At 36.2% G+C, this 24132-nt stretch carries 25 protein-coding genes; 16 read left to right on the forward strand and 9 right to left on the reverse strand.

Going from position 1 to position 24132, the window contains the following annotated elements:
- The first annotated feature begins 146 nt into the window (after nucleotides 1-146).
- On the forward strand, nucleotides 147-1508 hold the full coding sequence (gene ffh / locus H6W52_RS14180; RefSeq protein WP_087710379.1) for a signal recognition particle protein: 1362 nt from the start codon (nucleotides 147-149) through the stop codon (nucleotides 1506-1508).
- Nucleotides 1509-1539: 31 nt separating this feature from the next.
- On the forward strand, nucleotides 1540-1812 hold the full coding sequence (locus H6W52_RS14185; protein WP_087710381.1) for a TM2 domain-containing protein: 273 nt from the start codon (nucleotides 1540-1542) through the stop codon (nucleotides 1810-1812).
- Nucleotides 1813-1890: 78 nt separating this feature from the next.
- On the opposite strand, the gene H6W52_RS14190 is transcribed toward H6W52_RS14185, so the two are convergent.
- The 5 genes from H6W52_RS14190 to H6W52_RS14210 all read right to left on the reverse strand — a co-directional run bounded on the left by H6W52_RS14190 (nucleotide 1891) and on the right by H6W52_RS14210 (nucleotide 5816).
- The gene (locus tag H6W52_RS14190; RefSeq protein ID WP_116098900.1) at nucleotides 1891-2514 is read right to left on the reverse strand and encodes an outer membrane protein; all 624 of its coding nucleotides are present in this window, start codon (nucleotides 2512-2514) and stop codon (nucleotides 1891-1893) included.
- A gap of 87 nt (nucleotides 2515-2601) precedes the next feature.
- Entirely contained in the window at nucleotides 2602-3210 is a 609-nt protein-coding gene (locus tag H6W52_RS14195; protein ID WP_116098899.1) for an outer membrane protein, read from the reverse strand.
- Nucleotides 3211-3421: 211 nt separating this feature from the next.
- On the reverse strand, nucleotides 3422-3931 hold the full coding sequence (locus H6W52_RS14200; protein WP_087710386.1) for a hypothetical protein: 510 nt from the start codon (nucleotides 3929-3931) through the stop codon (nucleotides 3422-3424).
- A 112-nt stretch (nucleotides 3932-4043) separates the two neighbouring features.
- A complete protein-coding gene (locus tag H6W52_RS14205) occupies nucleotides 4044-4715 on the reverse strand; it encodes a porin family protein (RefSeq protein ID WP_116098898.1) in 672 nt (223 codons plus the stop codon).
- A gap of 141 nt (nucleotides 4716-4856) precedes the next feature.
- On the reverse strand, nucleotides 4857-5816 hold the full coding sequence (locus H6W52_RS14210; protein ID WP_087710390.1) for a PhoH family protein: 960 nt from the start codon (nucleotides 5814-5816) through the stop codon (nucleotides 4857-4859).
- Nucleotides 5817-5951: 135 nt separating this feature from the next.
- Between H6W52_RS14210 and H6W52_RS14215 the strand changes: the two genes are divergently transcribed.
- From H6W52_RS14215 to rplI, 8 genes are all read left to right on the forward strand, one after another.
- Nucleotides 5952-6779, forward strand: a complete 828-nt coding sequence (locus H6W52_RS14215) for an S-adenosyl-l-methionine hydroxide adenosyltransferase family protein (protein ID WP_116098897.1) — start codon at nucleotides 5952-5954, stop codon at nucleotides 6777-6779.
- 63 nt (nucleotides 6780-6842) lie between these two features.
- The gene (locus H6W52_RS14220; RefSeq protein ID WP_116098896.1) at nucleotides 6843-8153 is read left to right on the forward strand and encodes a dihydrolipoamide acetyltransferase family protein; all 1311 of its coding nucleotides are present in this window, start codon (nucleotides 6843-6845) and stop codon (nucleotides 8151-8153) included.
- A gap of 211 nt (nucleotides 8154-8364) precedes the next feature.
- Nucleotides 8365-9792 carry a serine hydrolase domain-containing protein gene (locus H6W52_RS14225; RefSeq protein ID WP_116098895.1) on the forward strand — a complete coding sequence of 476 codons (1428 nt, stop codon included), beginning with the start codon at nucleotides 8365-8367 and terminating at the stop codon, nucleotides 9790-9792.
- Nucleotides 9793-9843: 51 nt separating this feature from the next.
- Nucleotides 9844-10467, forward strand: a complete 624-nt coding sequence (locus H6W52_RS14230; RefSeq protein WP_116098894.1) for a hypothetical protein — start codon at nucleotides 9844-9846, stop codon at nucleotides 10465-10467.
- A gap of 40 nt (nucleotides 10468-10507) precedes the next feature.
- On the forward strand, nucleotides 10508-11866 hold the full coding sequence (locus tag H6W52_RS14235) for a chloride channel protein (RefSeq protein WP_116098893.1): 1359 nt from the start codon (nucleotides 10508-10510) through the stop codon (nucleotides 11864-11866).
- A gap of 163 nt (nucleotides 11867-12029) precedes the next feature.
- Entirely contained in the window at nucleotides 12030-12371 is a 342-nt protein-coding gene (rpsF, locus tag H6W52_RS14240) for a 30S ribosomal protein S6 (protein WP_029293501.1), read from the forward strand.
- A 30-nt stretch (nucleotides 12372-12401) separates the two neighbouring features.
- Nucleotides 12402-12704 (forward strand): 30S ribosomal protein S18, encoded by a 303-nt coding sequence (rpsR, locus tag H6W52_RS14245; RefSeq protein WP_002979091.1) that lies wholly within the window; start codon nucleotides 12402-12404, stop codon nucleotides 12702-12704.
- A 132-nt stretch (nucleotides 12705-12836) separates the two neighbouring features.
- Nucleotides 12837-13346: a 50S ribosomal protein L9 gene (gene rplI / locus H6W52_RS14250; RefSeq protein WP_076390046.1), complete on the forward strand. Its 510-nt coding sequence runs from the start codon at nucleotides 12837-12839 to the stop codon at nucleotides 13344-13346.
- A 735-nt stretch (nucleotides 13347-14081) separates the two neighbouring features.
- On the opposite strand, the gene H6W52_RS14255 is transcribed toward rplI, so the two are convergent.
- Nucleotides 14082-14885: a helix-turn-helix domain-containing protein gene (locus H6W52_RS14255; RefSeq protein WP_116098891.1), complete on the reverse strand. Its 804-nt coding sequence runs from the start codon at nucleotides 14883-14885 to the stop codon at nucleotides 14082-14084.
- Nucleotides 14886-15079: 194 nt separating this feature from the next.
- Between H6W52_RS14255 and H6W52_RS14260 the strand changes: the two genes are divergently transcribed.
- The 3 genes from H6W52_RS14260 (at nucleotide 15080) to H6W52_RS14270 (ending at nucleotide 19156) form a co-directional block, all read left to right on the forward strand.
- Nucleotides 15080-16360 (forward strand): TolC family protein, encoded by a 1281-nt coding sequence (locus tag H6W52_RS14260; protein WP_194304396.1) that lies wholly within the window; start codon nucleotides 15080-15082, stop codon nucleotides 16358-16360.
- 4 nt (nucleotides 16361-16364) lie between these two features.
- Nucleotides 16365-17411 carry an HlyD family secretion protein gene (locus H6W52_RS14265; protein ID WP_116098903.1) on the forward strand — a complete coding sequence of 349 codons (1047 nt, stop codon included), beginning with the start codon at nucleotides 16365-16367 and terminating at the stop codon, nucleotides 17409-17411.
- Between the two features lie 182 nt (nucleotides 17412-17593).
- A complete protein-coding gene (locus H6W52_RS14270; protein WP_116098890.1) occupies nucleotides 17594-19156 on the forward strand; it encodes a hypothetical protein in 1563 nt (520 codons plus the stop codon).
- A gap of 32 nt (nucleotides 19157-19188) precedes the next feature.
- On the opposite strand, the gene H6W52_RS14275 is transcribed toward H6W52_RS14270, so the two are convergent.
- On the reverse strand, nucleotides 19189-19767 hold the full coding sequence (locus H6W52_RS14275) for a thioredoxin family protein (protein WP_116098889.1): 579 nt from the start codon (nucleotides 19765-19767) through the stop codon (nucleotides 19189-19191).
- A 79-nt stretch (nucleotides 19768-19846) separates the two neighbouring features.
- On the opposite strand from H6W52_RS14275, the gene H6W52_RS14280 reads away from it, so the two are divergent.
- From H6W52_RS14280 to H6W52_RS14290, 3 genes are read left to right on the forward strand one after another with little or no spacing between them, the layout of a single operon-like run.
- The gene (locus H6W52_RS14280) at nucleotides 19847-20731 is read left to right on the forward strand and encodes a lysophospholipid acyltransferase family protein (protein WP_116098888.1); all 885 of its coding nucleotides are present in this window, start codon (nucleotides 19847-19849) and stop codon (nucleotides 20729-20731) included.
- A 6-nt stretch (nucleotides 20732-20737) separates the two neighbouring features.
- Complete coding sequence (locus tag H6W52_RS14285) at nucleotides 20738-21724, forward strand: glycosyltransferase family 2 protein (RefSeq protein ID WP_116098887.1); 987 nt, start codon at nucleotides 20738-20740, stop codon at nucleotides 21722-21724.
- A 37-nt stretch (nucleotides 21725-21761) separates the two neighbouring features.
- Nucleotides 21762-22316, forward strand: coding sequence for a 3'-5' exonuclease (locus H6W52_RS14290; protein ID WP_116098886.1), 555 nt, complete (start codon nucleotides 21762-21764; stop codon nucleotides 22314-22316).
- 73 nt (nucleotides 22317-22389) lie between these two features.
- On the opposite strand, the gene apaG is transcribed toward H6W52_RS14290, so the two are convergent.
- Nucleotides 22390-22764, reverse strand: coding sequence for a Co2+/Mg2+ efflux protein ApaG (apaG, locus tag H6W52_RS14295; protein ID WP_228459451.1), 375 nt, complete (start codon nucleotides 22762-22764; stop codon nucleotides 22390-22392).
- Between the two features lie 96 nt (nucleotides 22765-22860).
- Nucleotides 22861-24117: a 2-oxoglutarate dehydrogenase complex dihydrolipoyllysine-residue succinyltransferase gene (gene odhB, locus H6W52_RS14300; protein ID WP_116098884.1), complete on the reverse strand. Its 1257-nt coding sequence runs from the start codon at nucleotides 24115-24117 to the stop codon at nucleotides 22861-22863.
- Nucleotides 24118-24132 lie beyond the last annotated feature (15 nt).

Below are 24132 nucleotides of genomic sequence, written 5' to 3' on the forward strand. Positions count from 1 at the left end.
ATTTTTCTCTCTCGTTTCATAGGTTAAAATTAAGGTTTTATGCTTAACTTTAACTGGACGCTAAATTAGTACATCCAATTTCCTGAATTATTATAATATATCCTAAAAATTTCCTTATTTTTGCAAACCTATAATTTACAATACATATGTTTAATAGTTTACAGGATAAATTAGACAAAGCGCTGCATAATATTTCAGGACGTGGAAAAATCACGGAAATCAACGTTGCGGAAACCGTAAAAGAAATTCGTAGAGCATTGGTGGATGCCGATGTTAATTATAAAGTTGCAAAAGATCTTACCAAAAGAGTTCAGGACAAAGCTTTAGGACAGGACGTTCTTACATCGCTTACTCCGGGACAGCTAATGACGAAGATCGTTCACGATGAGCTAGTAGATCTGATGGGTGGTTCTCAGGAAGGTATTAATCTTTCAGGAAAGCCTTCTGTAATTCTTATTGCAGGACTTCAGGGTTCCGGTAAGACTACTTTTTCCGGAAAACTGGCGAATTATTTAAAAACAAAAAGAAATAAAAAACCTCTTTTGGTTGCGTGTGACGTCTATCGTCCTGCTGCGATCGATCAGCTTAAAGTTTTAGGCGGACAAATCGGGGTTCCCGTTTTCACGGAAGAAGGTTCAATGGATCCTTCTAGCATTTCTCAGAATGCGATTAATTTTGCAAAAGCAAACGGTCATGATGTAGTGATCGTGGATACAGCGGGTCGTTTGGCAATCGATGAGCAAATGATGAAGGAAATTAAAACCGTTCATTCTGTGATTACGCCAAACGAAACACTTTTCGTTGTTGACTCCATGACGGGACAGGATGCTGTGAATACTGCAAAAGCATTCAACGATACTTTGAATTTTGACGGGGTTGTTTTAACGAAATTAGACGGTGATACCCGTGGTGGAGCCGCTCTAACGATCCGTTCTGTTGTTGAAAAGCCGATTAAATTTATTTCTACAGGAGAGAAAATGGAAGCTTTGGATCTTTTCTACCCGGAAAGAATGGCAGACAGAATCTTAGGAATGGGAGACGTTGTTTCCTTGGTAGAAAGAGCTCAGGAACAGTTTGATGAAGAGGAAGCGAAAAAACTTCACAAGAAAATCGCTAAAAACGAATTTGGATTTGATGATTTCTTAAAGCAGATCAACCAGATTAAAAAGATGGGTAATATGAAGGATTTGATGGGGATGATTCCGGGCGTTGGAAAAGCAATTAAAGATGTTGAGATCAGCGATGATGCATTTAAACATATTGAAGCAATCATCTACTCTATGACTCCTGAAGAAAGAAGAAAACCTTCTATCATCAACACCCAGAGAAAAAACAGAATTGCAAAAGGGGCAGGAAGAAAAATTGAGGATGTTAACCAATTGATGAAGCAATTCGATCAGATGGGTAAAATGATGAAAATGATGCAGGGTCCTCAAGGAAAACAGATGATGCAGATGATGAGCAAAATGCCAAATATGCCTGGAATGGGCGGAATGTTCGGTAAATAAAACACAAAAAAAACGATTAAAAATAATTATTATGGAACTTAACGAAAAACAAGGGAACTACAACCAACCTTACAAATCAGAAAAAAAAGTTGTTGCAGGAATTTTAGGAATTTTACTGGGAACTTTTGCAATTCACAAATTCTATCTTGGATATACTAAAGCAGGTATTATTCAATTAGTTTTAGGACTTGTAACTTGTGGAATTGTTGGTATTGTTGGATTTATTGAAGGGATCATTTACCTTACAAAATCTGATGAAGAATTTGACAGAACTTATGTTCAGAATCAGAAAGAATGGTTCTAAGACTTTAAGTTTTACAAATACAAAATCCGGCTCATATCTGAACCGGATTTTTTGTTTATCCTAATGAAAGAAATTGAATTATTTATCAGATTTCTGAGCTTTAGCTTTGATGAAATAAGAGAAACCTACGTTTACCCCGAAAGTATTTACTCTGTTCTTAAATTCAGTACCGAAATAAGTTTCTTTGTTCGAGAATTGATCGAAAGATACTCCTAAGTTAATCCCTAAAGACTGAGTTGCCATATAAGTAACTCCTCCTTTCACTTTCCAAGCTAAACCGTCAGCAGTATAATCTGTTGAAGTTCCTGAAATAGTTTCTTTTGTTTTGCTTGAAGCATAACCAATACCCGCTCCCAAGAAAGGAACCACTTTGCTGCTGTTCGCAAAATAATAAGTTGCAGTTGGCATTACAGAAAAGCTGGAAACAGTATTCTTATCACCGCTATCTTTTGTTGTAACACTTGTAAAACCTAAATCGATTCCAACAGCCAATTTATCAATTACAAAATAACCTACAGATGGAGTAACAGCGAAAGTACTTACTTTAACACCGTCATACGTTTCACCGTTTACCTTAGTTTTAGTTTCCATATTGTTGAAACCAATTCCTGTGTTTCCGCTGATTACCCAGTCACCTTTAGTCATCTGAGCGTTAGATAATCCGAAAAATGCGATTGCACCAGCTAATAATAGTTTTTTCATAGTTATAAAATTTATTTTTAACGATTTTTTTAAAGATTAAAAAGTCCCAAGAAAACTCAGGACTTTTTAGTTTATATGCTTTGTTTATTATTTTGCAAAAACATATTTTACACCGATTCCAACAGAAGCCAAATCAAGACCGAAGTTGTAGTTATCTACACTTTTAGCATTCTTGTATTTGAAGTTGCTGTATCCGAATTCTCCGATTGTAGCCTCGATAGTCCAGTTTTTGTTTAAGAAATAATCTAAACCTGGCTTCACAGCAACACCGAAAGAATTGAATTTCTCTTCTGTAGTAGTTGTTGCGTTTGCAAAAGTAGTCTCACGCTTATCGTTTCCGAAAGCCATTGGTACTGAAAGCTGACCGAAGATGTAGAATTTCTCACCTAAAGTCCAGTATTTTCTTGCAAAAGGCTCTACTACAAATGCAGAAAGAGTGTTTTTAGTTGTAGTAACAGCGCCTTCGTTTTTTGCTACGCTTGAAGCATAACCTACACCAACTCCAACTGCTACGTTTGTTCCAACGAAATGTCCGATGGTAGGAACTAATGTTAAATCACTAGTTTTGATATTTGTATTGTTATCTTCGCTTGCAGCAAAATTTAAAGTTCCTGATACATATGTAGTTCCTTTAGCGATTTGCGCATTAGATAAACCGAAAAGTGCAATAGCACCTGCTAATAATACCTTTTTCATTTTTTAATAATTTTAATACTTTCTGACGGCAAATTTACAGTGACCGCTGTGAATATTAAAATTTGTTAATGTGATTAATATCATCGGGATTTTTTAGCAATTTCCAATAATAAAAGCTATTAAATAAAGGCTTTTAGCGTTTTCACAAATTTTTGAATAAAAAAACTCCAATTTTGCAATCGGAGTTCATTATAGTTGATTTTAAAAAATTTTACTTCAGAAAAAAATTTACCCCGAAATTAACCGCTCCGAAGTTAAATCGGTCGTCACCGTACCAATAAGGACCACGACCTTTGTATTTACTGCTTACACTCTGAAATCCTAAATACAGCTCTGTATTTTTCATCTGATACCCTACTCTCGGCGCTACATAGAGTCCGCTGTTGATATAGTTTCTGGTAGAAATTCCTGCTCCGAGATCCAATCCTACGAACAACGGAATCTTGTTAAATCTGTATTTTCCGGAAACAGCAATAGGAACAAACCCAAAATCATCTACATTATCTTTTCCGAAAAAGTGTGAATATCCTGTAGCAGCACCAATATCAAGACCTTTAGTAATATTCCACATATATGCTGCATCCAATCCCAGAGTTACACTTGCCGCATCGGATGCATCTCCAAGCGGAGCACCAACATGTGCTCCCAGTCTGAAACCTTCCTGAGCCTGAGTAAGACCTCCTAAAAACGCAAAAGCACCTAATAATAATAGTTTTTTCATTTTAACAATTTTAAATTTTGAATTTTCTAATGATAAAAATGTGGTAGCATTTTATACAGAAAAAAAGCGGTACAAATTCTGTACCGCTTTAATTTTTTATGAGAATAAATTCTTAGTTTCCTCCGAATTTGAATCCTACTCCGACCTGTAAAAAGCTGTTAGTTAACTTTTCTCCGTTTGAAGCGTCTTTTGCCAAATTAGATACTCCCATGTTGTATCTTGCATCAAAGAATAATCCGTTCTCCAGCATATATTCAGCACCAAGGAATGGAGCAATATTCAAAGTATTTAACTGATCTTTGATATCCACTTCATCGCTGCTGTTGATTTCAAATCCCGGAATAACACCGCCTAATCCTAAATCTGCAGAATATTTTTGCTTAGCAGAAAGGATAACTCCAAAACTTGCACCTGCAGAAACCGAAAGACCTTCAGTAATGAAATATTTAGCAGAAACAGGAATTAATAAAGTATGGTAAGTCTGTTTTGCCTTAACATTAAAAAAGTTTGTAGGATCACTAGGATCAACTTCTGCAATATTCAGTTTTCCTCCAAGTTGAGAATATAAAAGTTCCCCCTGTAAACCAAACCTATCGCTTACTTTATATTCGGCAATACCTCCGATGTAAAAAGTATGTAACGGATCTGATGTTTCAGAATCTGAGTTGTCTTTAAGCTTAAGAGTTGAATAAGAATATCCTGCTTTAGGTCCGAATCTGAATTCCTGAGCTTTTGCGCTCAACCCCATAACAGCGACTGCTGTCAAAAGAAATAATTTCTTCATAGTTAATAGTTTTTTTTATTAATCAGCCGCAAAAATAATATTTTTTTTCTAATATCAAAACTTTTGTTATTGATTGTTTAAAAATTAAAAAGCAGATCAACTCCTGTTGATCTGCTTTTCAATTATATTATGATAAATTGTTTAATCGTTTCGCTGTCTTTTCTCCTCGTCATTATAAGCAAGGATAATCTTTCTTACAACAGGGTGTCTTACTACATCCTCTTCTGTTAAATGAACAAAACCGATTTCTTTTACATCCTTTAGAATTCTCATGGCTTCCTTTAATCCGGATTGCTGTTTCGGAGGTAAATCCACCTGACTCGGATCTCCGGTGATGATGAATTTAGCATTCATCCCCATTCTGGTTAAAAACATTTTCATTTGGGAATGAGTCGTATTTTGAGCTTCATCCAGAATTACAAATGCATCATCCAAAGTTCTTCCTCTCATAAACGCTAAAGGAGCCACTTCAATCACTTTCTTTTCAATAAAACCTTCCAGCTTTTCATGCGGAATCATATCACGCAATGCGTCATACAAAGGCTGTAAGTACGGATCCAGCTTTTCTTTAAGATCACCCGGTAAAAATCCTAAGCTCTCCCCTGCTTCTACGGCAGGTCTTGTTAAAACAATTCTTTTAACGGTTTTATCCCTTAAAGCTTTTGCCGCCAAAGCCACACTCGTATACGTCTTTCCCGTTCCGGCAGGTCCGATCGCAAAAACCATATCTTTTTTCTCGGTTTCCTTAACCAGTTTTTTAAGATTGGTGGTTTTGGCTTTGATGATTTTACCGTTAACACCTTTTACAATGATATCCTGATCGAAAACAAGCTGCTTTTCGTTTTCATCTTTAATATTCAGAAGATTTTCAACATCTTTCAGGTCTATAGAATTGTTTTTTGAAATAAAATTGACAATATCATCGAGCTTTTTCTTAAAAATGTCCAAAGCTTCCTGATTGCCCATCGCAAAAATATAGTGATCTCTTCCGGTAATTTTAAGAGTGGGAAAAGTAGATTTTATAAGGTTGAAAAATTGGTTGTTTACTCCGTAGAAGATTTTCGCATCGATATCCTCAAGATCATATGTCAATTCAAACATGCAGTATTATTATTAATTTTAGATTTTAAATTTAAAGCTTTTTTTGAAATTTATATCAAATTCTTTTCCATAATTTTTCGGGCATTCCTTTTATTTTAGATAAATTTGCATTTCTATCATTCTATACAACCATCAATGTCAATTATAACCCTCACTTCAGATTTCGGAAATTTGGATTACAGAGTCGCCGCTGTAAAAGGGAGCATTCTTTCTCTGAATCAGAAGGTTAATATTGTTGATATTAGTCACGAAATACAGGCATTTAACCTTATACAGACGTCTTACATCGTAAGAAATGCGTACAAACACTTTCCGAAAGGCACGATTCATATTGTTTCCGTAGACAGTTTTCACAACAGAAACAGGAAAAATATTTTATATAAATCCGACGGACATTACTTTCTGGCGGCAGATAACGGCGTTTTAAGTTTGATATTTTTTGATATTAAACCTGAAGCAATCTACGAAATTACATTAAACAACCGTTTTGACGACATCGTTAATTTTACTTCTACGGACGTTTTTGTTCCGGCAGCCGTTCATCTGGCAAACGGAGGACTTCCCGAAGTAATTGGCAGAAAAATAGACACCGCAAAACAGCTTCTGTTTCCGAAACCTGTTTATAATGAATCCGAAAAGATGATCATCGGAGAAGTTACCTACATTGATAATTTCGGAAATATAATCTCAAATATTAATAAAGATTTTTTCGAAACCATCTCAAAAGGATACGAAAGTTTCACGATAAAATTCAGAAACTTAGCACTTTCAAGAGTCTTTTCGAGTCATACGGAAGTGGTTTCGGACTGGGATCGGGAAACAGAATTTCATGGGCAGTCTGCTGCAATCTTCAATGACAGTCAGCTTTTGGAGCTTACCATCTACAAAGGAAGCAGAAAAAACGGGGCAAAATCCCTGTTTGGACTTAACGTGGGCGAAAATATTTACATTGAATTTTTCTAAAATTTAATATTTCATAAAAAAATCGATTTTTTTTATATATTTGTCAAAATCTAAAAATTAAAAATGGCAGAATACAAATTATTGCTTCCGTCCATGGGAGAAGGTGTTATGGAAGCGACAATTATCTCCTGGTTGTTCAGTGAAGGTGATAGCGTAAAAGAGGATGATTCCGTAGTAGAAATTGCAACAGATAAGGTAGATTCAGACGTTCCGACACCCGTTTCGGGGAAAATCGTAAAGATTTTGAAACAGAAAGACGAAGTTGCAAAAGTAGGTGAAGCCATTGCTATTTTAGAAATTGAAGGAGAAGGCGGAAACACTGCTTCTGAAGAAGTAAAAACGGAAACTCCGGCGGCTGCTCCGGACGCGGAAACCTTAAAAACCATTGAAGAACCTTTAAAAGTTGCTGCTTCAACAGAGTTTTCGGGAGATCTTTATCTTTCGCCGCTTGTAAAATCTATCGCACAGCAGGAAAATATTTCTGAAACCGAACTTAAAACCATCAAAGGAAGCGGTCTGGAAGGAAGAATTACCAAAGAAGATATTTTAGCGTACGTTAAAAACAGAGGAAACCAGCCAGTTCAACAGGCAGCTTCTGTACAAACTGCATCTGCTCCACAACCGGTTGCGACTTCAGCTCCTGCTGCTACGATTACGGCTGCTGCAGGTGATGAGATCATTCCGATGGACAGAATGAGAAAAATCATCGCTGAAAACATGGTAAAAGCGAAGCAGATTGCTCCGCACGTAACTTCTTTCATCGAAACAGACGTTACCAACGTTGTGAAATGGAGAAATAAAAACAAATCTCTTTTTGAAAAACGTGAAGGTGAAAAACTGACGTTCATGCCGATTTTCGTGAAAGCAGTTGTGAAAGCGATTCAGGATTTCCCTATGATTAACGTATCAATCAGCGGAGAAAACATCATCAAAAAGAAAAACATCAACATCGGTATGGCAACAGCTTTACCGGACGGAAATCTTATCGTTCCTGTTATTAAAAATGCAGATCAGTTATCACTTTCAGGATTGGCAAAAGCAATCAACGATTTAGCGTACAGAGCAAGAAACAAAAAATTAAGACCTGAAGACACTCAGGGTGCAACATATACAATTTCTAACGTAGGAAGCTTCGGAAACTTAATGGGAACTCCGATTATTCCTCAGCCTCAGGTTGCAATCTTGGCAATCGGAGCTATCGTTAAAAAGCCTGCCGTTCTTGAAACGCCGGACGGAGATGTAATTGCAATCAGAAACTTAATGTTCATGTCTCACTCATACGACCACAGAGTTGTAGATGGTTCTTTAGGCGGAATGATGCTTAAACATGTTCATGATTACCTTGAAAACTGGGATCTGAATACAGAAATATAATTTATAAATGATGAATGATAAGTGATAAATGATGTAATTGTCATATTAAGCTTATCGAAACATCTTTACAATATAAAAACCTTCGATTTTTTTCGGAGGTTTTTTGTTTGAAAAACTTTGTAACATTTTATACCAAATCCGGACAAACCATGTAATAAAATGCTTTTTTTAACTGTCTTAAAATAAAAGCAAGAACCTATATTCTCAAAATATGAAACAAATTCTTCTGGCAACTTTTGTCTTAAATATTTCTGCCGTCTCTTTTTCGCAGCAAGCCAATCAGTTTACATTAATTGATAATTACGTAAAAGAAGCCATTAAAGCAAATCAGATTCCCGGTTTAGCAATTGGTGTTGTAAAAGATAGTAAAGTAATTTTTGAGCAATATTATGGTACGGAAAATTTGGAAGACGCTAAAAAAGTAAGTCCAAGTTCAATGTTCAGGATATATTCTACTTCAAAATTAATGACTGACGTTGGTGTTTTTCAATTAATAGAACAAGGAAAATTATCTTTAGAAGACAATGTTTCAAAATACGTTGAAAATCTACCACAGGAATGGCAAAATGTGAAGGTAAAAAATCTCTTGACCCATTCTTCCGGAATACCGGATTTTATTGCTTTCAGTGATATTCTGCCGGAATATTCAGGTTCTAAAACTATTGAACGATTGAGCAAAGAGAAAATGGATTTTACAACAGGGAACGAATTCAGATATAATCAAACGAATTATATGCTTCTTTCTATGATTATTGAAAAAATTACAGGACAATCTTTTGAAGATTTTATTCTAAGTAATCAATTTTCTGATGTAAAAAATCAGGTTGTTTATTCGTCAAATGCTCTTGAAAAAATTCCGAACCGTGTTATAAAATACAATTTCGATTCGGAGACTAAAAAATATGTAAAATCTAAAGATGTTGAAGGAAAAAAAGCATGTCCCGGAAACGGTATAGCCATTACTCTGCCTGCATTTTTAAAATGGAGCAGCCATTTAAGTAAAAATGACTTCCTGAATCAAAAAACAAAAGACATGATGTGGCAGCCATTTGAATATGGAAATAAAAAAAATATCTTTGCATACGGCTGGGAAATCAATAAAGTGAATAATATTTCGTCTTACGGTTTTTCTGGAGGAAATGTGAGCGCTTTCAGATTTTATCCACAAAATAATATGGCAATAATTATGATGTCAAATGGTTATAACTTTTTTCCAGAACAATATCACCTCATAAATCATATTGCATCCATCGTGGATAACAATTTAACCGATAATTTTCTGTTAGCAGAAGAATCAATTATTACTGAATTTGCTAAGCCAAACAATCCAAATGCTGAAAAAAATTATTATTACATTAAAGCAAAAGATTCAAAATGGAATTTTGAAGATACCTTGAATAATATCGGTTATATTTTAATGAGAAATTCCAGATTTAATGAGGCAGTAAAAGTTTTTGCATTAAATACTAAAGAAAATCCTCAGTCGGCGAATGCTTTTGACAGTTTGGGAGAAAGTTATTTTTCAATTAAAAACTATACTTTAGCATTAGAAAATTATAAAAAATCTTTAGCATTAAACCCTGAAAATATCAACGCAGAAAATATGATTAACAAAATACAAGATTTAATAAAAAAATAATCAATGTTTAACTTTAATTCTCAGTTTGTCTAAACTAAAAAAACTTTCACCGTGGAACTCGATTTCAGAAACCTAAACGTTAAAAAACTTTTCGACTTTTCAAAAGAAGAAGAAAATCTGATTTTTGAGGTTTATGACAAACTTTTTGAAATTTACGATATTGCTGTTATTGAAATCAAAGCCTCCCCTTTTCATGAATTTAACTCCGCTGAAGAAATACCGCTTTTTACTCCAAAAATAGGCTATTTCATTACGGATAAAAATAGACAAAATTCTTTTTATCTCTTTATCGTCAGCAAAATAGGAACCACCGCAAAAGGAGCACGCGCAACAACTTCATACGACAGTCTGCAAATCTGGGGAATGAAAAAATTAAGCAGTGATTATGGATTTATTTCAGTCAACAGAAAGAAATGGGCAGATAAAATTGCAGGAATATTCAGCAGCTTTACTGTTAATTTTAAAGACCGTGATTTTAAAGATTTTTATGTTTTGGGAAGTGATCCTTTAAAAACCCAATCCTTTTTAAACTCAGAACGAAAAGAAATAATCAAAGCATTTTCTAATGAAGATTTTAAGCTGGAAATTAAAAACGACTTATTAAGCTTCGCCTTGCCTAAAGAACTTTCTGTACAAAACGCTTTACGGGCAGCAAAATTTTTAGAAGAAATATAAATTCCTTATTTTTATCAACAATCTTGCGACAAACCATTTAATGCTGAAAATAATAGTCATCATCCGAAGATCTCTAAAAAAATCTTTTGATAATATTAGAAACGAACAACTGAAGTACAATCTGCTTCAGGCAATCCCTTTCTGGATCGGCTCTGTGATTACGGGATTTGTAGCGGTGATGTATGCCAAAATTTTTGCATGGGGAGAAAATCTTCTGCATTTTATTTTGGACTGGCATTCCTGGATGATCTTCATAATTGCCCCGATTGGTTTTGTCTTGTCTTGGTGGCTCGTAAAAGAATTTGCCCCGAATGCAAAAGGAAGCGGAATTCCTCAGGTGATGGCAGCCGTAGAATTAGCCAACCCGAAAGAACATAAAAAGATCCGAAGTTTACTAAGCTTAAAAATTATTGTTTTTAAAATTCTTTCTTCTTTGGTTTTGGTTATCGGAGGCGGTGCAGTCGGTCGCGAAGGTCCTACGATTCAGATTGCAGGTTCTGTTTTCAGAAAAGTAAACGAATACCTTCCCGAATGGTGGCCGAAAATTTCAAAGAAAAATATGATTATGACGGGTGCAGCAGCGGGACTTGCAGCGGCTTTCAACACACCTTTGGGCGGAATTGTTTTCGCTGTGGAAGAACTTTCCAAAACCCACATCAATTACTTTAAAACCGCTCTGTTTACCGCAGTTATCATTGCGGGTTTAACGGCGCAGACTTTGGCAGGTTCTTACCTGTATTTAGGATATCCAAAAACAAATGACGTTTCTTTAATGGTCATGTTTCCCATCATTTTAGTAGGAGGAACTGCCGGAATTTTAGCCAGTCAGCTCTCCGTAACTATGCTGAAAATGAATGACTGGAAGAAAAGAAAACTTAAAACAGACCGTGCGAACGTAGCATTTTTAATTTTCTGCGCTCTGATCATCGCTTCTATAGCCTTTTTCATCAACAGAGAAATATTAGGCTCCGGAAAAGAAATCATGGAACGCGTTCTTTTTACTTCAGAAAAACATGAAGACTGGTACGTTCCGGTTTTAAGAATGTTGGGTCCTGCCCTTTCCTTCACTTCCGGCGGCGCAGGAGGAATTTTTGCCCCTGCTTTAACAGCCGGAGCAAGTATTGGTTCTGTAATTTCAGGATTCATTCATTTAAGCCCGAATGAAACCAATGTTGTTGTTTTGGCAGGAATGGTTGCTTTTTTAACGGGAATTACAAGAGCACCTTTTACATCGGCAATCATTGTTCTGGAAATGACCGACAGACATTCTTTAATATTTCATCTTATGTTAGCCGGAATGGTGTCTTCCATTGCCTCCATTTTGGTAAGCCGACATTCTTTATATGACGTCATAAAAGTGAATTTTTTAACGGAGATCAGAAAAGACGATAGTATTTAGAGTTCAGGGTTTTGGGTTTAAAGTTCATTTATAAAAAACAAAAACCATGAACTGACAACAATTTACCACCACAATTTTTCAGAAACATTCGCTTTCGTATTGCATATTACAAATATATTCTCTACTTTTGCACCTCGAAATAATTAACAAATTTTTTAACATTATGAACAATTACGAAACTGTTTTCATTTTAACTCCCGTTCTATCTGATGCACAGGTGGAGGAAGCAGTGAAAAAATTCGAAGATCTTATTAAAGAAAAGAACTGCGAAATCGTTGCTAAAGAAAACTGGGGATTAAAAAAATTAGCTTACCCGATCCAATTGAAAAAGAACGGATTCTACACTTTAATCGAGTTTAAAGGTGAAGGTTCTGTAGTTGCTGATTTAGAATTGGCATTCAAGCGTGACGAGAGAGTAATCCGTTACCTTACTACAAAACTAGACAAACACGCTGTTGACTATGCTGTAACTAGAAGAGCAAAAGTAAAAGCAGCTAAAGCTTAATTATTAACCCTATTTTTAAAAGACAAGACAATGGCAATAGACGAAATGGCTAAACAAGCCTCAGCTGGAGGAGAATCTGAAGTAAAATTCCTTACTCCGCTTGATATCAATACAAAATCTGAAAAGAAATATTGTAGATTCAAAAAATACGGAATTAAGCACGTAGATTACAAAGATGCTGATTTCTTATTACAGTTCGTAAACGAGCAAGGTAAAATCTTACCAAGAAGATACACAGGAACTTCTTTAAAATACCAAAGAAAAGTTTCTGCTGCAATCAAAAGAGCAAGACACTTGGCGTTACTACCATACGTAGCTGACTTATTGAAATAAAAAAATTGCAATTAGCCATTAGCTTCTCGCTTTTGGCTTTTTGTTGCTGAATTAATTTATAAATTCTAACGATGTGAAGAGTAAGCCGGAATATAAACCCCGGAACTCCAAACTCTAAAACGGACAACAACAATGAACATTATTCTAAAAAAAGACGTAGAAAACTTAGGTCTTGAATTCGACACAGTAAGCGTAAAGCCTGGTTATGCAAGAAACTTCTTAATTCCTCAAGGGTACGCTTTATTAGCTACTCCTAAAAACATCGCAGCTTTAGAAGCTACTTTGGAGGCTAGAAAAGAAGAAGAAGCTAAATTGGTTGCTGCTGCAAACGCTGTAGTAGAGCAATTAAAGAAAACTTCTATCACAATTCCTGCAAAAGTGGGTACTGGTGATAAATTATTCGGTTCTATCAACAATGCAGATTTAGCTGCAGCTCTAGGAAAAGCAGGAGTATCTGTAGATAAAAAATACATCAAAATTCCTGGAAATACCATCAAGAGAACTGGTAAATTCTCAGCTCTTGTTAGACTTCACAGAAACGTTGAGTACAACTACGAATTCGATGTTGTATCTGACGCTCCGGTTGAAGCTCCAAAAGCAGCTCCTGCTAAAAAAGAAGAAGCATCTTCTGAAGAAGCTTAATCAAGACGAGATTTTCTCAACATATAAACCACTTCAACCGAAGTGGTTTTTTTGTGCCTTGCGACAGACTGAAGGTCTGAGAACGTAGTTCTGAAGCAACGAAGCAATCTTTCACAACAATTTATCATTACATCAGCAGATTTGTCATTTCGACGAAGGAGAAATCTACCCTCAAACAAAACATCTCTATATTTTTCAGGAGCTATTTCCCGCTTTCCATTGCAATCTTTTTTTTTCAAAAAAGGATTTTCATTACAATCGGGGCTAAAATTCCCGTCATCAATCAATACTGATACGTTCTCACAACACTTACTTCTCCGAAAATAAAGAATGAAGCAGAAATTTAATTATCCTAAGTTCGGAATAAGTCTTCTTAAATGCAAGGTTAAACAAAGAGATTCGATTATCCGGAATTCTGCTTTTAAGATATACAAAGGCGTAAAACTCATCAAAGTAATACCATTTTTGTCTTTTTTAAATAAACGAAGTGCCTTTGTTTAGCTTAAAAAATTTCAATAAATAAATAAATAAATAAATAAATAAATTCTTTTGTTTTTCTTTGCGATAAATTAAGGTTAATTAATGTTTCCATAAAAAACTTGTATCATTAGTATTTAGAAAAAACACAAAAACCCTCCCACTCTCAAACTCTAACACTCTCAAACTCTCAAACTCTCAAACTCTCAAACTCTAACACTCTCAAACCCTACAGCTCTCAAACCCTACAACTCAAAATCACTCCTCTCCCTTCAGCTTCTGAAGATAATCCGTCGGAGCAACCCCAATTACCTTTTTAAAAATATTACTGAAAGACGACAAACTGTTGTATCCCACCATCATCGCGATCTCATACATATTGTACTTCCCTTCCAGCATCAGTTCCAGAGAGCGGGTAATTCTCAGCGCACGTAAAAAACGGACGTAATTCATGCCCAGAATTTCCTTAAACTTTCGGGAAAGCGTTCTTGTACTCATCCCGAATTCTTTAGCCGTAGATTCTATGCTTAAAGGCTTTTCCAGATTCGCATGAATATACTGTGCCACCTTCAGAAGCATTTCATCATTCGGAAAAGGATGCTGAACCGGAAATGCCAGTTTTTTATCCCTCTTTTCAGGTAAAATTCCTTTTAACGCTTTAAGAAAATCATATTTTATTCCGTCATTCTTTGTGATTTTCCCATCCCAGTCTTTGGTATACAAAATCATTTCCCGAAGAAGATGACTTACTGAATAAATATTGATTTCATCAAAAAAGCCATTTTCATTCTCTTCTTTTTTAAAATAAAAATTATACAGATCCACTTTCGGACTGGTAGAAAAAATGTAATGCGGTGTTCCGGCAGGAATCCACATAAAACATCTTGCCGGTAAATACCAATGTTTCAGATCGGTGAAAATATGCACGATTCCGCCTTCTGCATAAACCAACTGAGCTGAACTGTGATAATGGATTTCGGTTTTCACCTTTCCGGTAAGCACATGATAAACGTAAAATTCCGAATCTGCTTCTTCTACTGCTTTAAAATGACTTTCGTTCATTCAATAAAGGTAAAGAGAAAATTTCGATATGGCGTAAATGAGCAAATCTTTTTCTGTTTTCACAAATCATGTCGGAAGCTGCACCGCGTAAATTTGCAGAGTCAAAATCAATTCAGCAAAAAATCTTAACTATATTTATGAAAATGATATCATACGCAAACAGATATCAGTGGTTTGCGTTGTGCCTATTACTTATGAGTAATTTATTACAGGCACAGATAACCGATTATCAACATCTTAATCTGCAAAAAGCAATAGAGATCGGATTAATTCAAAACAAAAAAATAAAAATCAGCCATTTAAAAGATGAGATGTCCGAAACCAGAGAAAAAGATCTGAAAATGGAAAAACTTCCAGATATAGAATTCCACACAAGCTACAATCAGGTCACCAATCTTTTTCAGCATGAAGACGGCGTGTTTGCAAAAGCAACAAAGTACAACATCATCAATGGAATGTACGATTTTACGCTTTCGGCTTCCATTCCTCTTTATATGGGCGGAAAAATTAAAAATACCGAAAAAAAAGCCGCCATTGATACCGAAATTTCATCTCTTAAAACCCATCTGAATGAGAGACAACTAAAGATGGAAATTATCACCGCTTTTCTCCAGATTCATCATTTAAAAGAACAGCAGCGTTTAATTAATGATAAAATGAAAGAAGATTCCGTGAACATCAAACAAGTGAAAGCCCTGAAAGCAAACGGCGTGGTTACGGTAAACGAAGTTCTGAGAACCTCTTTACAACTCTCTAACCATAAAATGAGCCGGACAGAGCTGGATAACGATATTCAGATTGCAGAACACAAGCTGAAAACGATGCTTTCCCTTCCGGAAAATCAGGAAATGCATGCAGAAACGGAAGATTTAATTTCTGAGAACGCAGAAATCCCTTACATCAATGAATTAATACAAACCGCTTTACATAAAAACGAATCTGTGGAAATTGCCAATAAAAATCTCACTCTGAAAGAACTGGATCAGAAAATTACCAAAGCGAATTATTTACCGAAAATTACCGCAGGCGGAGAGTACTTTTTAAAATATCCCAATATGATGTTTTTTCCGCCCGAACCTTATGCGTACCGTTTGGGAATGATCGGTATCAATCTTACCTACCCCATCGAAAATCTGTATAAAAACAAATACAAAATGCAGGAAGCAAAAGAAAATATAACTCTTGCCCGATTGCAGATCGAAGAAAACGAAGAAAATATCCGGCATGAAGTGTATGAAGCTTTCAAAAAATTCGAAGAAACGGAACAGAAAGTAATCATTGCGGAAGAAGCGATCAATCAGGCAAAAGAAAATTACAGGATCGTAAAGACCAAATATGCGAATAAGTTAAGTTTAATCACCGAACTCATTGATGCCGACAATGCCTATCTGGAAGCGCAATCCAACCTTATTTCCGTAAAAATTAACCGACAACTAAAATATTACCAACTCCAGTACACGATTGGAAATTTATAAAACTATGGCGAAGAAACAATTAACACAAAAGGAAAAAAGAATCAATAAAATCATCAGCGTTTTGGCGTGGATTCTTATCATCAGCGGAATAACAGGAATGTTAAGCTTCTATCTTTTTTCGAGAAAAAATGTAACGACCAACGATGCGCAGATCGAACAGTACATTACGCCGGTTTCCAGCAAAGTTTCGGGTTTTATAAAGACAATAAAGTTCAATGAAAACCAGTTTGTGCATAAAGGTGATACTTTAGTTATCATCGACAACCGCGAATTTATCAATCAGGTAAAAATAGCGGAAGCCGGTCTCCATGCTAATTCAGATAATATCAGCACCATCGAAAGCGGAGTGAATACGAAAGAAAGTGATACTAAAATTATTGATGCAAAAATTGCTTCTGCCAAAATCGACATCTGGAAAACCGAACAGGATTTTAAACGATATAAAAATTTAGTGGATGAAGATGCAGCAACCGATCAGCAGTTTGAAAATGCAAAAGCTTTGTATGAACAGGCAAAAGCGAGTCTAATAGCTTTAGAACAGCAAAAAAACTCGGTAAAAGCAGGCGTTAGTGAGCAAAAAACGAAAATCGCTCCGGTAAAAAGCCAGATACAGCAAAGTTCTGCCAATCTTAACAATGCGAAGCTTTTTCTTTCCTACACTTATGTTACCGCACCTTACGACGGTTGGGTAGGAAAGAAAACCATTCAGGAAGGACAACTGATCAAAGAAGGTCAGGCTTTGGTTCAGATCGTAAGCAAAGAAAAATGGATCATTGCCAATTATAAAGAAACGCAGTTGGGACAAATCGACCAGCAAAAAGAAGTCATTATCACCGCTGATGCGTATCCTGATGTGGAATTTAAAGGAAAAATTTTGTCGGTTTCTCCTGCTTCCGGTTCCCAGTTTTCTTTGGTAAAACCGGACAATGCAACAGGAAATTTTGTAAAGATTGAACAGCGATTTCCGGTAAAAATCATTCTCAACAAAAATCAAAACAATGAAAAATTGCTTTCCGGAATGAACGTTCTGGTGAGTGCGAGGAAGATTTAGAGTTTTAGAGTGAGAGGGTTTGAGTTTTTTAGAGTCTTCATTTTTCAAATTTTTTTTTCTCGGATTTTTAATTAACCAATCAATTATTTTTAGCGAAAAGGCAGAATACAATTTTGCCATCTTATCTTTTTTTACAATTTTCTGTCTTTTCGCAATTTTTTATTTTTTTTATTCAATTAATCATGTATCACAATTCAGTTTATCATCGATGGGTTCCGCAGTGGCTGAAACTTCCGCTTCTTATTCTCGCGCTTTTTCCGCATCTGATGCTGCTGTCGCTTCTGCATTCCAACAGTGCATTTACCGCGTCTTTTATGGATGCAGATTCGGACGACATCCAGTATCTCATGATCCTGATGTACGGAACATTTGTGGTCACGCTTTTGGTGATACAGCGTTTTATGGCATATTTCAGCGTAAAATATTATACTTTGCTGATGTCTTCCGCTTCCGTTCTCATTCTTTACGGACTTTCTGTTACGCATGATTATCATATTATTCTTGTCATCCGTTTTCTGGAAGGAATTTTCGGAGTTCTGGAAGGAGCCATTTTTCTCCCGCTTATTGTGGCTGAATTAAAGACAAAACACGCCAAAGAAATTGCCTACCTTTTTATGTACACCATTATTCTTACAGGCGGAACATTAACCACTTCCCTGCTGAAATCAAGCATAGAAAACTACGATTTCCGCCACATGATTCTCATGATGGTCTATTTTCACGTTTTCGTTCTGGTAATGGCTTTTGCTATTTTCAATAAAAACAGATTTTTTCCGAAAAAACCTTTGTATCAGCTTGATATTACAAGCTGGTTTTTGCTTTGGGGATGTCTTCAGACAGGAGGTTACGCGCTGATCTATGGAAAAAGACTGATGTGGTTTGAATCTGATAGTATTGTATTCTGTTTTTTACTGTTCCTGGTTTTTGGAGGATTATTCATGCTGAAACAGAGAAATCAGCCGCGCCCGTTTTTTCATTTTGAAGTTTTCAGCTCGAAAAATGTAATTGTTGGGGTTATTCTTTTCTTTATCTTTTATATTCTCAGAGCTTCCATCAACAATGTATACAGCGTGATGGCTGTTGTCTGGAAATGGCAGTGGGATTATATTGTGGAAGTTCAGTACTGGAACGTTGCAGGAAGTCTTCTGGGCGTTTTTCTGTCCGCATTGTGCATCACGAAAGGTGCTTCTTCAAGGCTTGTATTTTTTACCGGATTTTTAATTTTAGCCATAGACAGCGCATGGTTTACCTACACTTTTTATCCGGATACAACGCTTCAGACGATTTGTCCGCCCTTGTTTCTTCAGGGAGTCGGACAAGGCTTGCTTTTTACTCCGCTTGTATTCTTCTTAATTGCAGGAATGCCGGAACAGTATGTTTCCAATGCAACCGCAGTAGGAACCGCCACAAGATTCTGGACCACAGCAATCGGTTATGCGTTGATGCAGAATCTGATGCTTTTTTTAACGCTAAAACATTCCGATTCTTTAAGCTCGGAATTTGTAAGCACAAACCCGATTTTCGCGTCGCAATGGAACCAGATTTTTGGAAATACCATTTCGAAACTTCCGGTTAATGACTCTTTGTCTGTCACTACCGGAATCTTTAAGTCAAAAATAAATTCACAGGCAATTCTGCTTTCCAATATGGAGATTTTTACAGGATTGTTCTGGCTGGCTTTAATTACCGCAGTAATTATTTTACTGTATCATCCGGTGAAAATTGTGGTAAGGAATATTATTTAAATAAAAAAACCGGGAGAAATTCCCGGTTATGATTATGATTTTGGAGACCAGACGTTGAAAAACTCTTTTACCTTTTCAAGGCTGTATCCTTTTCCTTCCTCTAAAACGTCGCTCTGCTGAACGTGGATCATTTTACCATTCTGATCCAGAACGATGAAAACAGGATATCCGAATTTCGTTCCCGGATCGCCGTATTTAGCAAATATCTTTTCGTTTTTATTTTCCGGAGAATAATTCAGGTGGTAATATAGATAATTGTCGTCCACTAATTTTTTCAGTTCCGGAGTAGTCTGTACATACTGATTGAATCTTAAACACCAGATGCACCAGTTTCCTCCTGCCTGAATCATGATGTTTTTCTTCTCCTTTTTCGCTTTTGCAATAAGATTCTGAATATCTTTTTCTGCATCTGCTTTCGGATCATAAGGTTTTGGAAGCTTCGCCTTCTCTTCTGCTGCTTTTTTCTTGGCATCCAGTTCAGCATGATCTGTCTTTACCAATAACGATTTTTCTTCTGAACCACTTTTAACTTCCTGTCTTACGGTATTGGTATTCTGGGAGAAAGCAATGGAACTTAAACCCAGAAATGCGATTAATGATAATTTTTTCATACGTTAAAAATAAAAAAATAATACTATTTGTAAGCAAAAACAGAACCATAATTTTATTATGCGTAAATTTGCATGTTTTATGAATTTCCTTATCAAAATATTATATCTGATTTCCAAACTTCCGCTGAAAGTTTTGTATGTATTTTCAGACATTATTTTCTTTCTGAATCATTATATCGTCGGCTACAGAAAAAATGTAATTACCCAAAACCTGAAGAATTCTTTTCCAAAAAAAACGGAGGAAGAAATTGCAGAGATCCGGAAGAAATTCTATCTCAACTTTTCCGATTATCTTGTAGAAACGGTAAAATCTTTCAGTATTTCAGAAACAGAATCGCGGGTAAGAATGCAGCACATCAATCAGGAAGTTTTTCATGAGGCAAAAGCGGAAGGAAAAAATGTGATTATGCTTGCGGGACATGTTTTCAACTGGGAATGGATCAATGCTCTTGCTAAAGTAATTCCGCAGGATCACTGCCATCCTGTTTACAGAAAAGTGAACAGTGATTTCTGGGAAAATCAGATGAAAAAAGTCCGTAATAAATTCGGGAATGAAGCACTGGAAGCGAATGAAGTGATCATGCACATTTTCAGATCCAAAAGCAAAGGCAGTTCTGCCTATATGTTTGTGGCAGACCAGACTCCCCACTTTTCCCACGTTAATTACGGTTTAGAATTTTTAAACCAGAGAACTCCGGTTTTCATCGGTTATGATAAATTGGCAACAAGAATGGACCTGGCGTTCATTTACTGTGAAATGAAGAAGGTAAAACGCGGTTATTATCAGGTTAATTATCACAGAATTTATCCGGACGGAGAAAAATTTGTGGAAAATGAAGTGGTGAAAAAATTCCATAGACTATTGGAAAATACGTTGAATAAAAGACCCGATAACTATCTTTGGTCGCACAGAAAATGGAAATATCAGGATTCTATAAAAACTTTTGATTCAGAAAAAATTTAATTTCTCATGTCGAAAAAATTAGCAGTCGTTATTTTAAACTGGAACGGGAAAAGCTGGCTGGAAAAATTTCTTCCCAATGTGGTTCAGTTTTCTCAAAATGCTGATATTTATGTGGTTGACAATCTTTCCACCGATGATTCTGTCGATTTTCTTCAAAAGAATTTTCCTTCGGTACAGATTATTGAAAACAATAAAAATTACGGCTTTGCAGGAGGCTACAATGAAGGTTTAAAAGAAATTAAAAATGAATTGTACTGTCTTCTGAATTCTGATGTGGAGGTTACCGAAAACTGGATCGATCCTGTTTTAGAACTCTTTGAAAAAGATTCTTCCATTGCCGCGGTCCAGCCTAAGATTCTTTCCTACAACAATAAAAATTACTTCGAATTTGCGGGTGCAGGAGGCGGATTAATCGATAATCTAGGTTATCCGTATTGCAGAGGAAGAGTTTTTGATGATCTGGAAGAAGATAAAGGGCAGTATGATGATGAAACGGAAATTTTCTGGGCTTCCGGATGCTGTTTATTTATTCGAAGCAAAGATTTTTGGGAGCAGAAAGGTTTTGATGAACGGTTTTTTGCACATCAGGAAGAAATTGATCTTTGCTGGAGACTGATTAATTCGGGAAAGAAAGTTTTTTACACCGGAAAATCAAAAGTATATCATGTTGGCGGAGGAACTTTAAACAAGCAGAGTGCACAGAAAACGTTTCTAAACATCCGAAATAACTTTTCGATGTTATTAAAGAATCTTCCTTTTCCAAAATTAATCTGGCTGATTTTTTTCAGATTGTGCCTTGACGGAGCTGCCTCATTTTATTTTGCCTATAAAAATGGAATTTCCCATTTTTGGGCAGTTTTAAGAGGACATTTCGGATTTTACGCACAGATTCCCGGAACTTTAAAACGCCGTCAGAAACATCAGAAATCAGATTATTACCAAGCCAAATGGCTTGTTTTCAAACATTTTTTAGGGGATAAAAAGAAAATTTAAACCCTTAACTTAAAACAATAAACTATAAACTTTATTTATGGATTTCTGCGCAATAGATTTTGAAACAGCAACTCACGAGCGAAATTCCGCGTGTGAGCTTGGAATCTGTGTTGTGCAGGATTCAAAAATCATTGAGACCAAAACATGGCTCATCAAACCACCAAGTTTTCCTTATTTCAGTCCTTTTAATGTGGATGTTCACGGTATTCTTCCGGATGATGTGAAAGACGCTCCTACTTTCGATGAAATCTGGTATGAAGTAGAGGAAATGATGTACGGAACGTTAATGATTGCCCATAACGCAGGGTTTGACGCAGGTGTGCTTCGCGGATGCCTGAATCATTATGGAATGTTCACTCCAAAACTCAACTACCTGTGCAGTATTCAGTTAGCTAAAAAATCATGGAATTATCTTCCGAGATATGGATTAAAACATCTTGCTGAATACCACCAGATCAGTTTTAACCATCACAGAGCGGGTGACGATGCAGAGGTTTGTGCTAAAATATCTTTACTGGCTTTCGAAAAACTGTTTCTCACAAGCAATGAAGAGGTGAATGATGTGATGAAATTAAAAATAAAAAAACTTTAATCTTTTTGCTATTCCTTCGAATTGAAACAGACAAATTCCAGAATGCAGAATTTAATTTCCAGATTTTGGAATTTTAATTGCTTAAAACTTCTGATAAAAGATTGAATTTAGGAATATCAATTTCAAAGCTTTCCTGCGTTTCCATATTTTTTACAAGGTATTTTCCGCTCATATTTCCCACTCCGGAACGAAGCATCACATTGGAGAAATAAGCGAAATTTTCGCCTGTAGGAATCTCAGGAGTCAATCCGATTACGCCATCTCCGATGATCTCTGTATATCCGAAGCCTACGTCGAAGATCAGCCATTTTCTTTTAAGAATTTTTACAGGAAAACTGCCTTCGTTTTCGATAACGATATTGTATTTGAAAACGTGTCTGTTTTCAGACGGATAACTGTTTTTGCTATCATATTCAGGTATTACTGAAACTTTGATATTGGAGGTCATTTTAGAAAACATCATCTTAGTATTTATTACAAGAGATACAAAAATCTCGCCTTTTTGAGGCGAGATTTATATTTATACTATAATTTTTATCAATAATTATAATCCAAGACCTTTTCTTTCGTCTCCGTTCATTAAGATACCAACCGGATTGTCGATCGCTTCTTTTACTGCAACTAAGAATCCTACAGATTCTTTTCCGTCGATAATTCTGTGGTCATAAGACATCGCAACGTACATCATCGGACGAATTACCACCTGTCCGTCAACCGCAACAGGTCTCTGGATAATGTTGTGCATCCCTAAGATTGCAGATTGAGGAGGGTTAATGATAGGTGTAGACATCATAGATCCGAAAGTTCCACCGTTTGTAATGGTAAATGTTCCGCCTGTCATTTCATCAACCGTGATTTTTCCGTCTCTTACTTTAGTCGCTAAATCTTTGATGTTGGCTTCAACGCTTGCAAAAGACATATTTTCAGCATTTCTCAATACAGGAACCATTAATCCTTTCGGACCTGAAACTGCAATTGAAATATCGCAGAAATCATAGTTTACTTTGAAATCTCCGTCGATGGATGCGTTTACATCAGGATACATCTGTAAAGCTCTTGTTACCGCTTTTGTAAAGAAAGACATGAAACCAAGTCCTACTCCGTGTCTCTGAGCAAATTCTTCTTTATATAATTTTCTTAATCTGAAGATTTCAGACATGTCAACTTCATTGAAAGTCGTTAACATTGCCGTTTCATTCTTCACAGAAACTAATCTCTGAGCGATTTTTCTTCTAAGAACTGAAAGTTTAGTTGTTGTTGTAGATCTGGAACCTGTAGCGGTAACAGGATTTCCTCCCAATGCAGGAACTGCAGCCAGTTCAGCGTCTGATTTGGTGATTCTTCCGTCTCTTCCGCTTCCTGAAACCTGTGAAGCATCCATTCCTTTTTCGTCAAGAATTTTCTTAGCAGCAGGAGAAGGAGCACCCGTTGCATACGTCTGCGTTGCAGCAGCTACAGGTTGTGGAGCCGGAGCTTCCTGTTTAACAGGTTCAGCCGCTTTAGGAGCCTCTTCCTGTTTTGGAGCTTCAGCAGCAGGAGCAGCGCTTCCTGAAGGTTTTGCAGCATCCATATCGATTAAACAAACCACCTGTCCTACTTGTACAACGTCACCTTCTTCAGCTTTCAGAGTGATTACACCACTTTGTTCAGCAGGCAATTCAAGAGTAGCTTTATCTGAATCTACTTCAGCGATGGGTTGATCTTTTTCTACATAATCACCATCTTTTACAAGCCAAGTTGCGATTTCAACTTCTGTAATTGATTCGCCCGGTGAAGGAACTTTCATTTCTAAAACTGACATATCGTATTTTTTATT

Origin of the sequence: Chryseobacterium sp. C2(2020) (assembly GCF_014218915.1) — a bacterium.
Taxonomy (GTDB): Bacteria; Bacteroidota; Bacteroidia; order Flavobacteriales; family Weeksellaceae; genus Chryseobacterium; species Chryseobacterium mucoviscidosis.

Excerpts from the sequence above, each read along its gene's own strand:
- ffh (WP_087710379.1), top strand. The coding sequence starts at position 147 with ATGTTTAATAGTTTACAGGATAAATTAGACAAAGCGCTGCATAATATT.
- H6W52_RS14185 (WP_087710381.1), top strand. The coding sequence starts at position 1,540 with ATGGAACTTAACGAAAAACAAGGGAACTACAACCAACCTTACAAATCA.
- H6W52_RS14190 (WP_116098900.1), bottom strand. The coding sequence starts at position 2,514 with ATGAAAAAACTATTATTAGCTGGTGCAATCGCATTTTTCGGATTATCT.
- H6W52_RS14195 (WP_116098899.1), bottom strand. The coding sequence starts at position 3,210 with ATGAAAAAGGTATTATTAGCAGGTGCTATTGCACTTTTCGGTTTATCT.
- H6W52_RS14200 (WP_087710386.1), bottom strand. The coding sequence starts at position 3,931 with ATGAAAAAACTATTATTATTAGGTGCTTTTGCGTTTTTAGGAGGTCTT.
- H6W52_RS14205 (WP_116098898.1), bottom strand. The coding sequence starts at position 4,715 with ATGAAGAAATTATTTCTTTTGACAGCAGTCGCTGTTATGGGGTTGAGC.
- H6W52_RS14210 (WP_087710390.1), bottom strand. The coding sequence starts at position 5,816 with ATGTTTGAATTGACATATGATCTTGAGGATATCGATGCGAAAATCTTC.
- H6W52_RS14215 (WP_116098897.1), top strand. The coding sequence starts at position 5,952 with ATGTCAATTATAACCCTCACTTCAGATTTCGGAAATTTGGATTACAGA.
- H6W52_RS14220 (WP_116098896.1), top strand. The coding sequence starts at position 6,843 with ATGGCAGAATACAAATTATTGCTTCCGTCCATGGGAGAAGGTGTTATG.
- H6W52_RS14225 (WP_116098895.1), top strand. The coding sequence starts at position 8,365 with ATGAAACAAATTCTTCTGGCAACTTTTGTCTTAAATATTTCTGCCGTC.
- H6W52_RS14235 (WP_116098893.1), top strand. The coding sequence starts at position 10,508 with ATGCTGAAAATAATAGTCATCATCCGAAGATCTCTAAAAAAATCTTTT.
- rpsF (WP_029293501.1), top strand. The coding sequence starts at position 12,030 with ATGAACAATTACGAAACTGTTTTCATTTTAACTCCCGTTCTATCTGAT.
- rpsR (WP_002979091.1), top strand. The coding sequence starts at position 12,402 with ATGGCAATAGACGAAATGGCTAAACAAGCCTCAGCTGGAGGAGAATCT.
- rplI (WP_076390046.1), top strand. The coding sequence starts at position 12,837 with ATGAACATTATTCTAAAAAAAGACGTAGAAAACTTAGGTCTTGAATTC.
- H6W52_RS14255 (WP_116098891.1), bottom strand. The coding sequence starts at position 14,885 with ATGAACGAAAGTCATTTTAAAGCAGTAGAAGAAGCAGATTCGGAATTT.
- H6W52_RS14260 (WP_194304396.1), top strand. The coding sequence starts at position 15,080 with ATGAGTAATTTATTACAGGCACAGATAACCGATTATCAACATCTTAAT.
- H6W52_RS14265 (WP_116098903.1), top strand. The coding sequence starts at position 16,365 with ATGGCGAAGAAACAATTAACACAAAAGGAAAAAAGAATCAATAAAATC.
- H6W52_RS14270 (WP_116098890.1), top strand. The coding sequence starts at position 17,594 with ATGTATCACAATTCAGTTTATCATCGATGGGTTCCGCAGTGGCTGAAA.
- H6W52_RS14275 (WP_116098889.1), bottom strand. The coding sequence starts at position 19,767 with ATGAAAAAATTATCATTAATCGCATTTCTGGGTTTAAGTTCCATTGCT.
- H6W52_RS14280 (WP_116098888.1), top strand. The coding sequence starts at position 19,847 with ATGAATTTCCTTATCAAAATATTATATCTGATTTCCAAACTTCCGCTG.
- H6W52_RS14285 (WP_116098887.1), top strand. The coding sequence starts at position 20,738 with ATGTCGAAAAAATTAGCAGTCGTTATTTTAAACTGGAACGGGAAAAGC.
- H6W52_RS14290 (WP_116098886.1), top strand. The coding sequence starts at position 21,762 with ATGGATTTCTGCGCAATAGATTTTGAAACAGCAACTCACGAGCGAAAT.
- apaG (WP_228459451.1), bottom strand. The coding sequence starts at position 22,764 with ATGACCTCCAATATCAAAGTTTCAGTAATACCTGAATATGATAGCAAA.
- odhB (WP_116098884.1), bottom strand. The coding sequence starts at position 24,117 with ATGTCAGTTTTAGAAATGAAAGTTCCTTCACCGGGCGAATCAATTACA.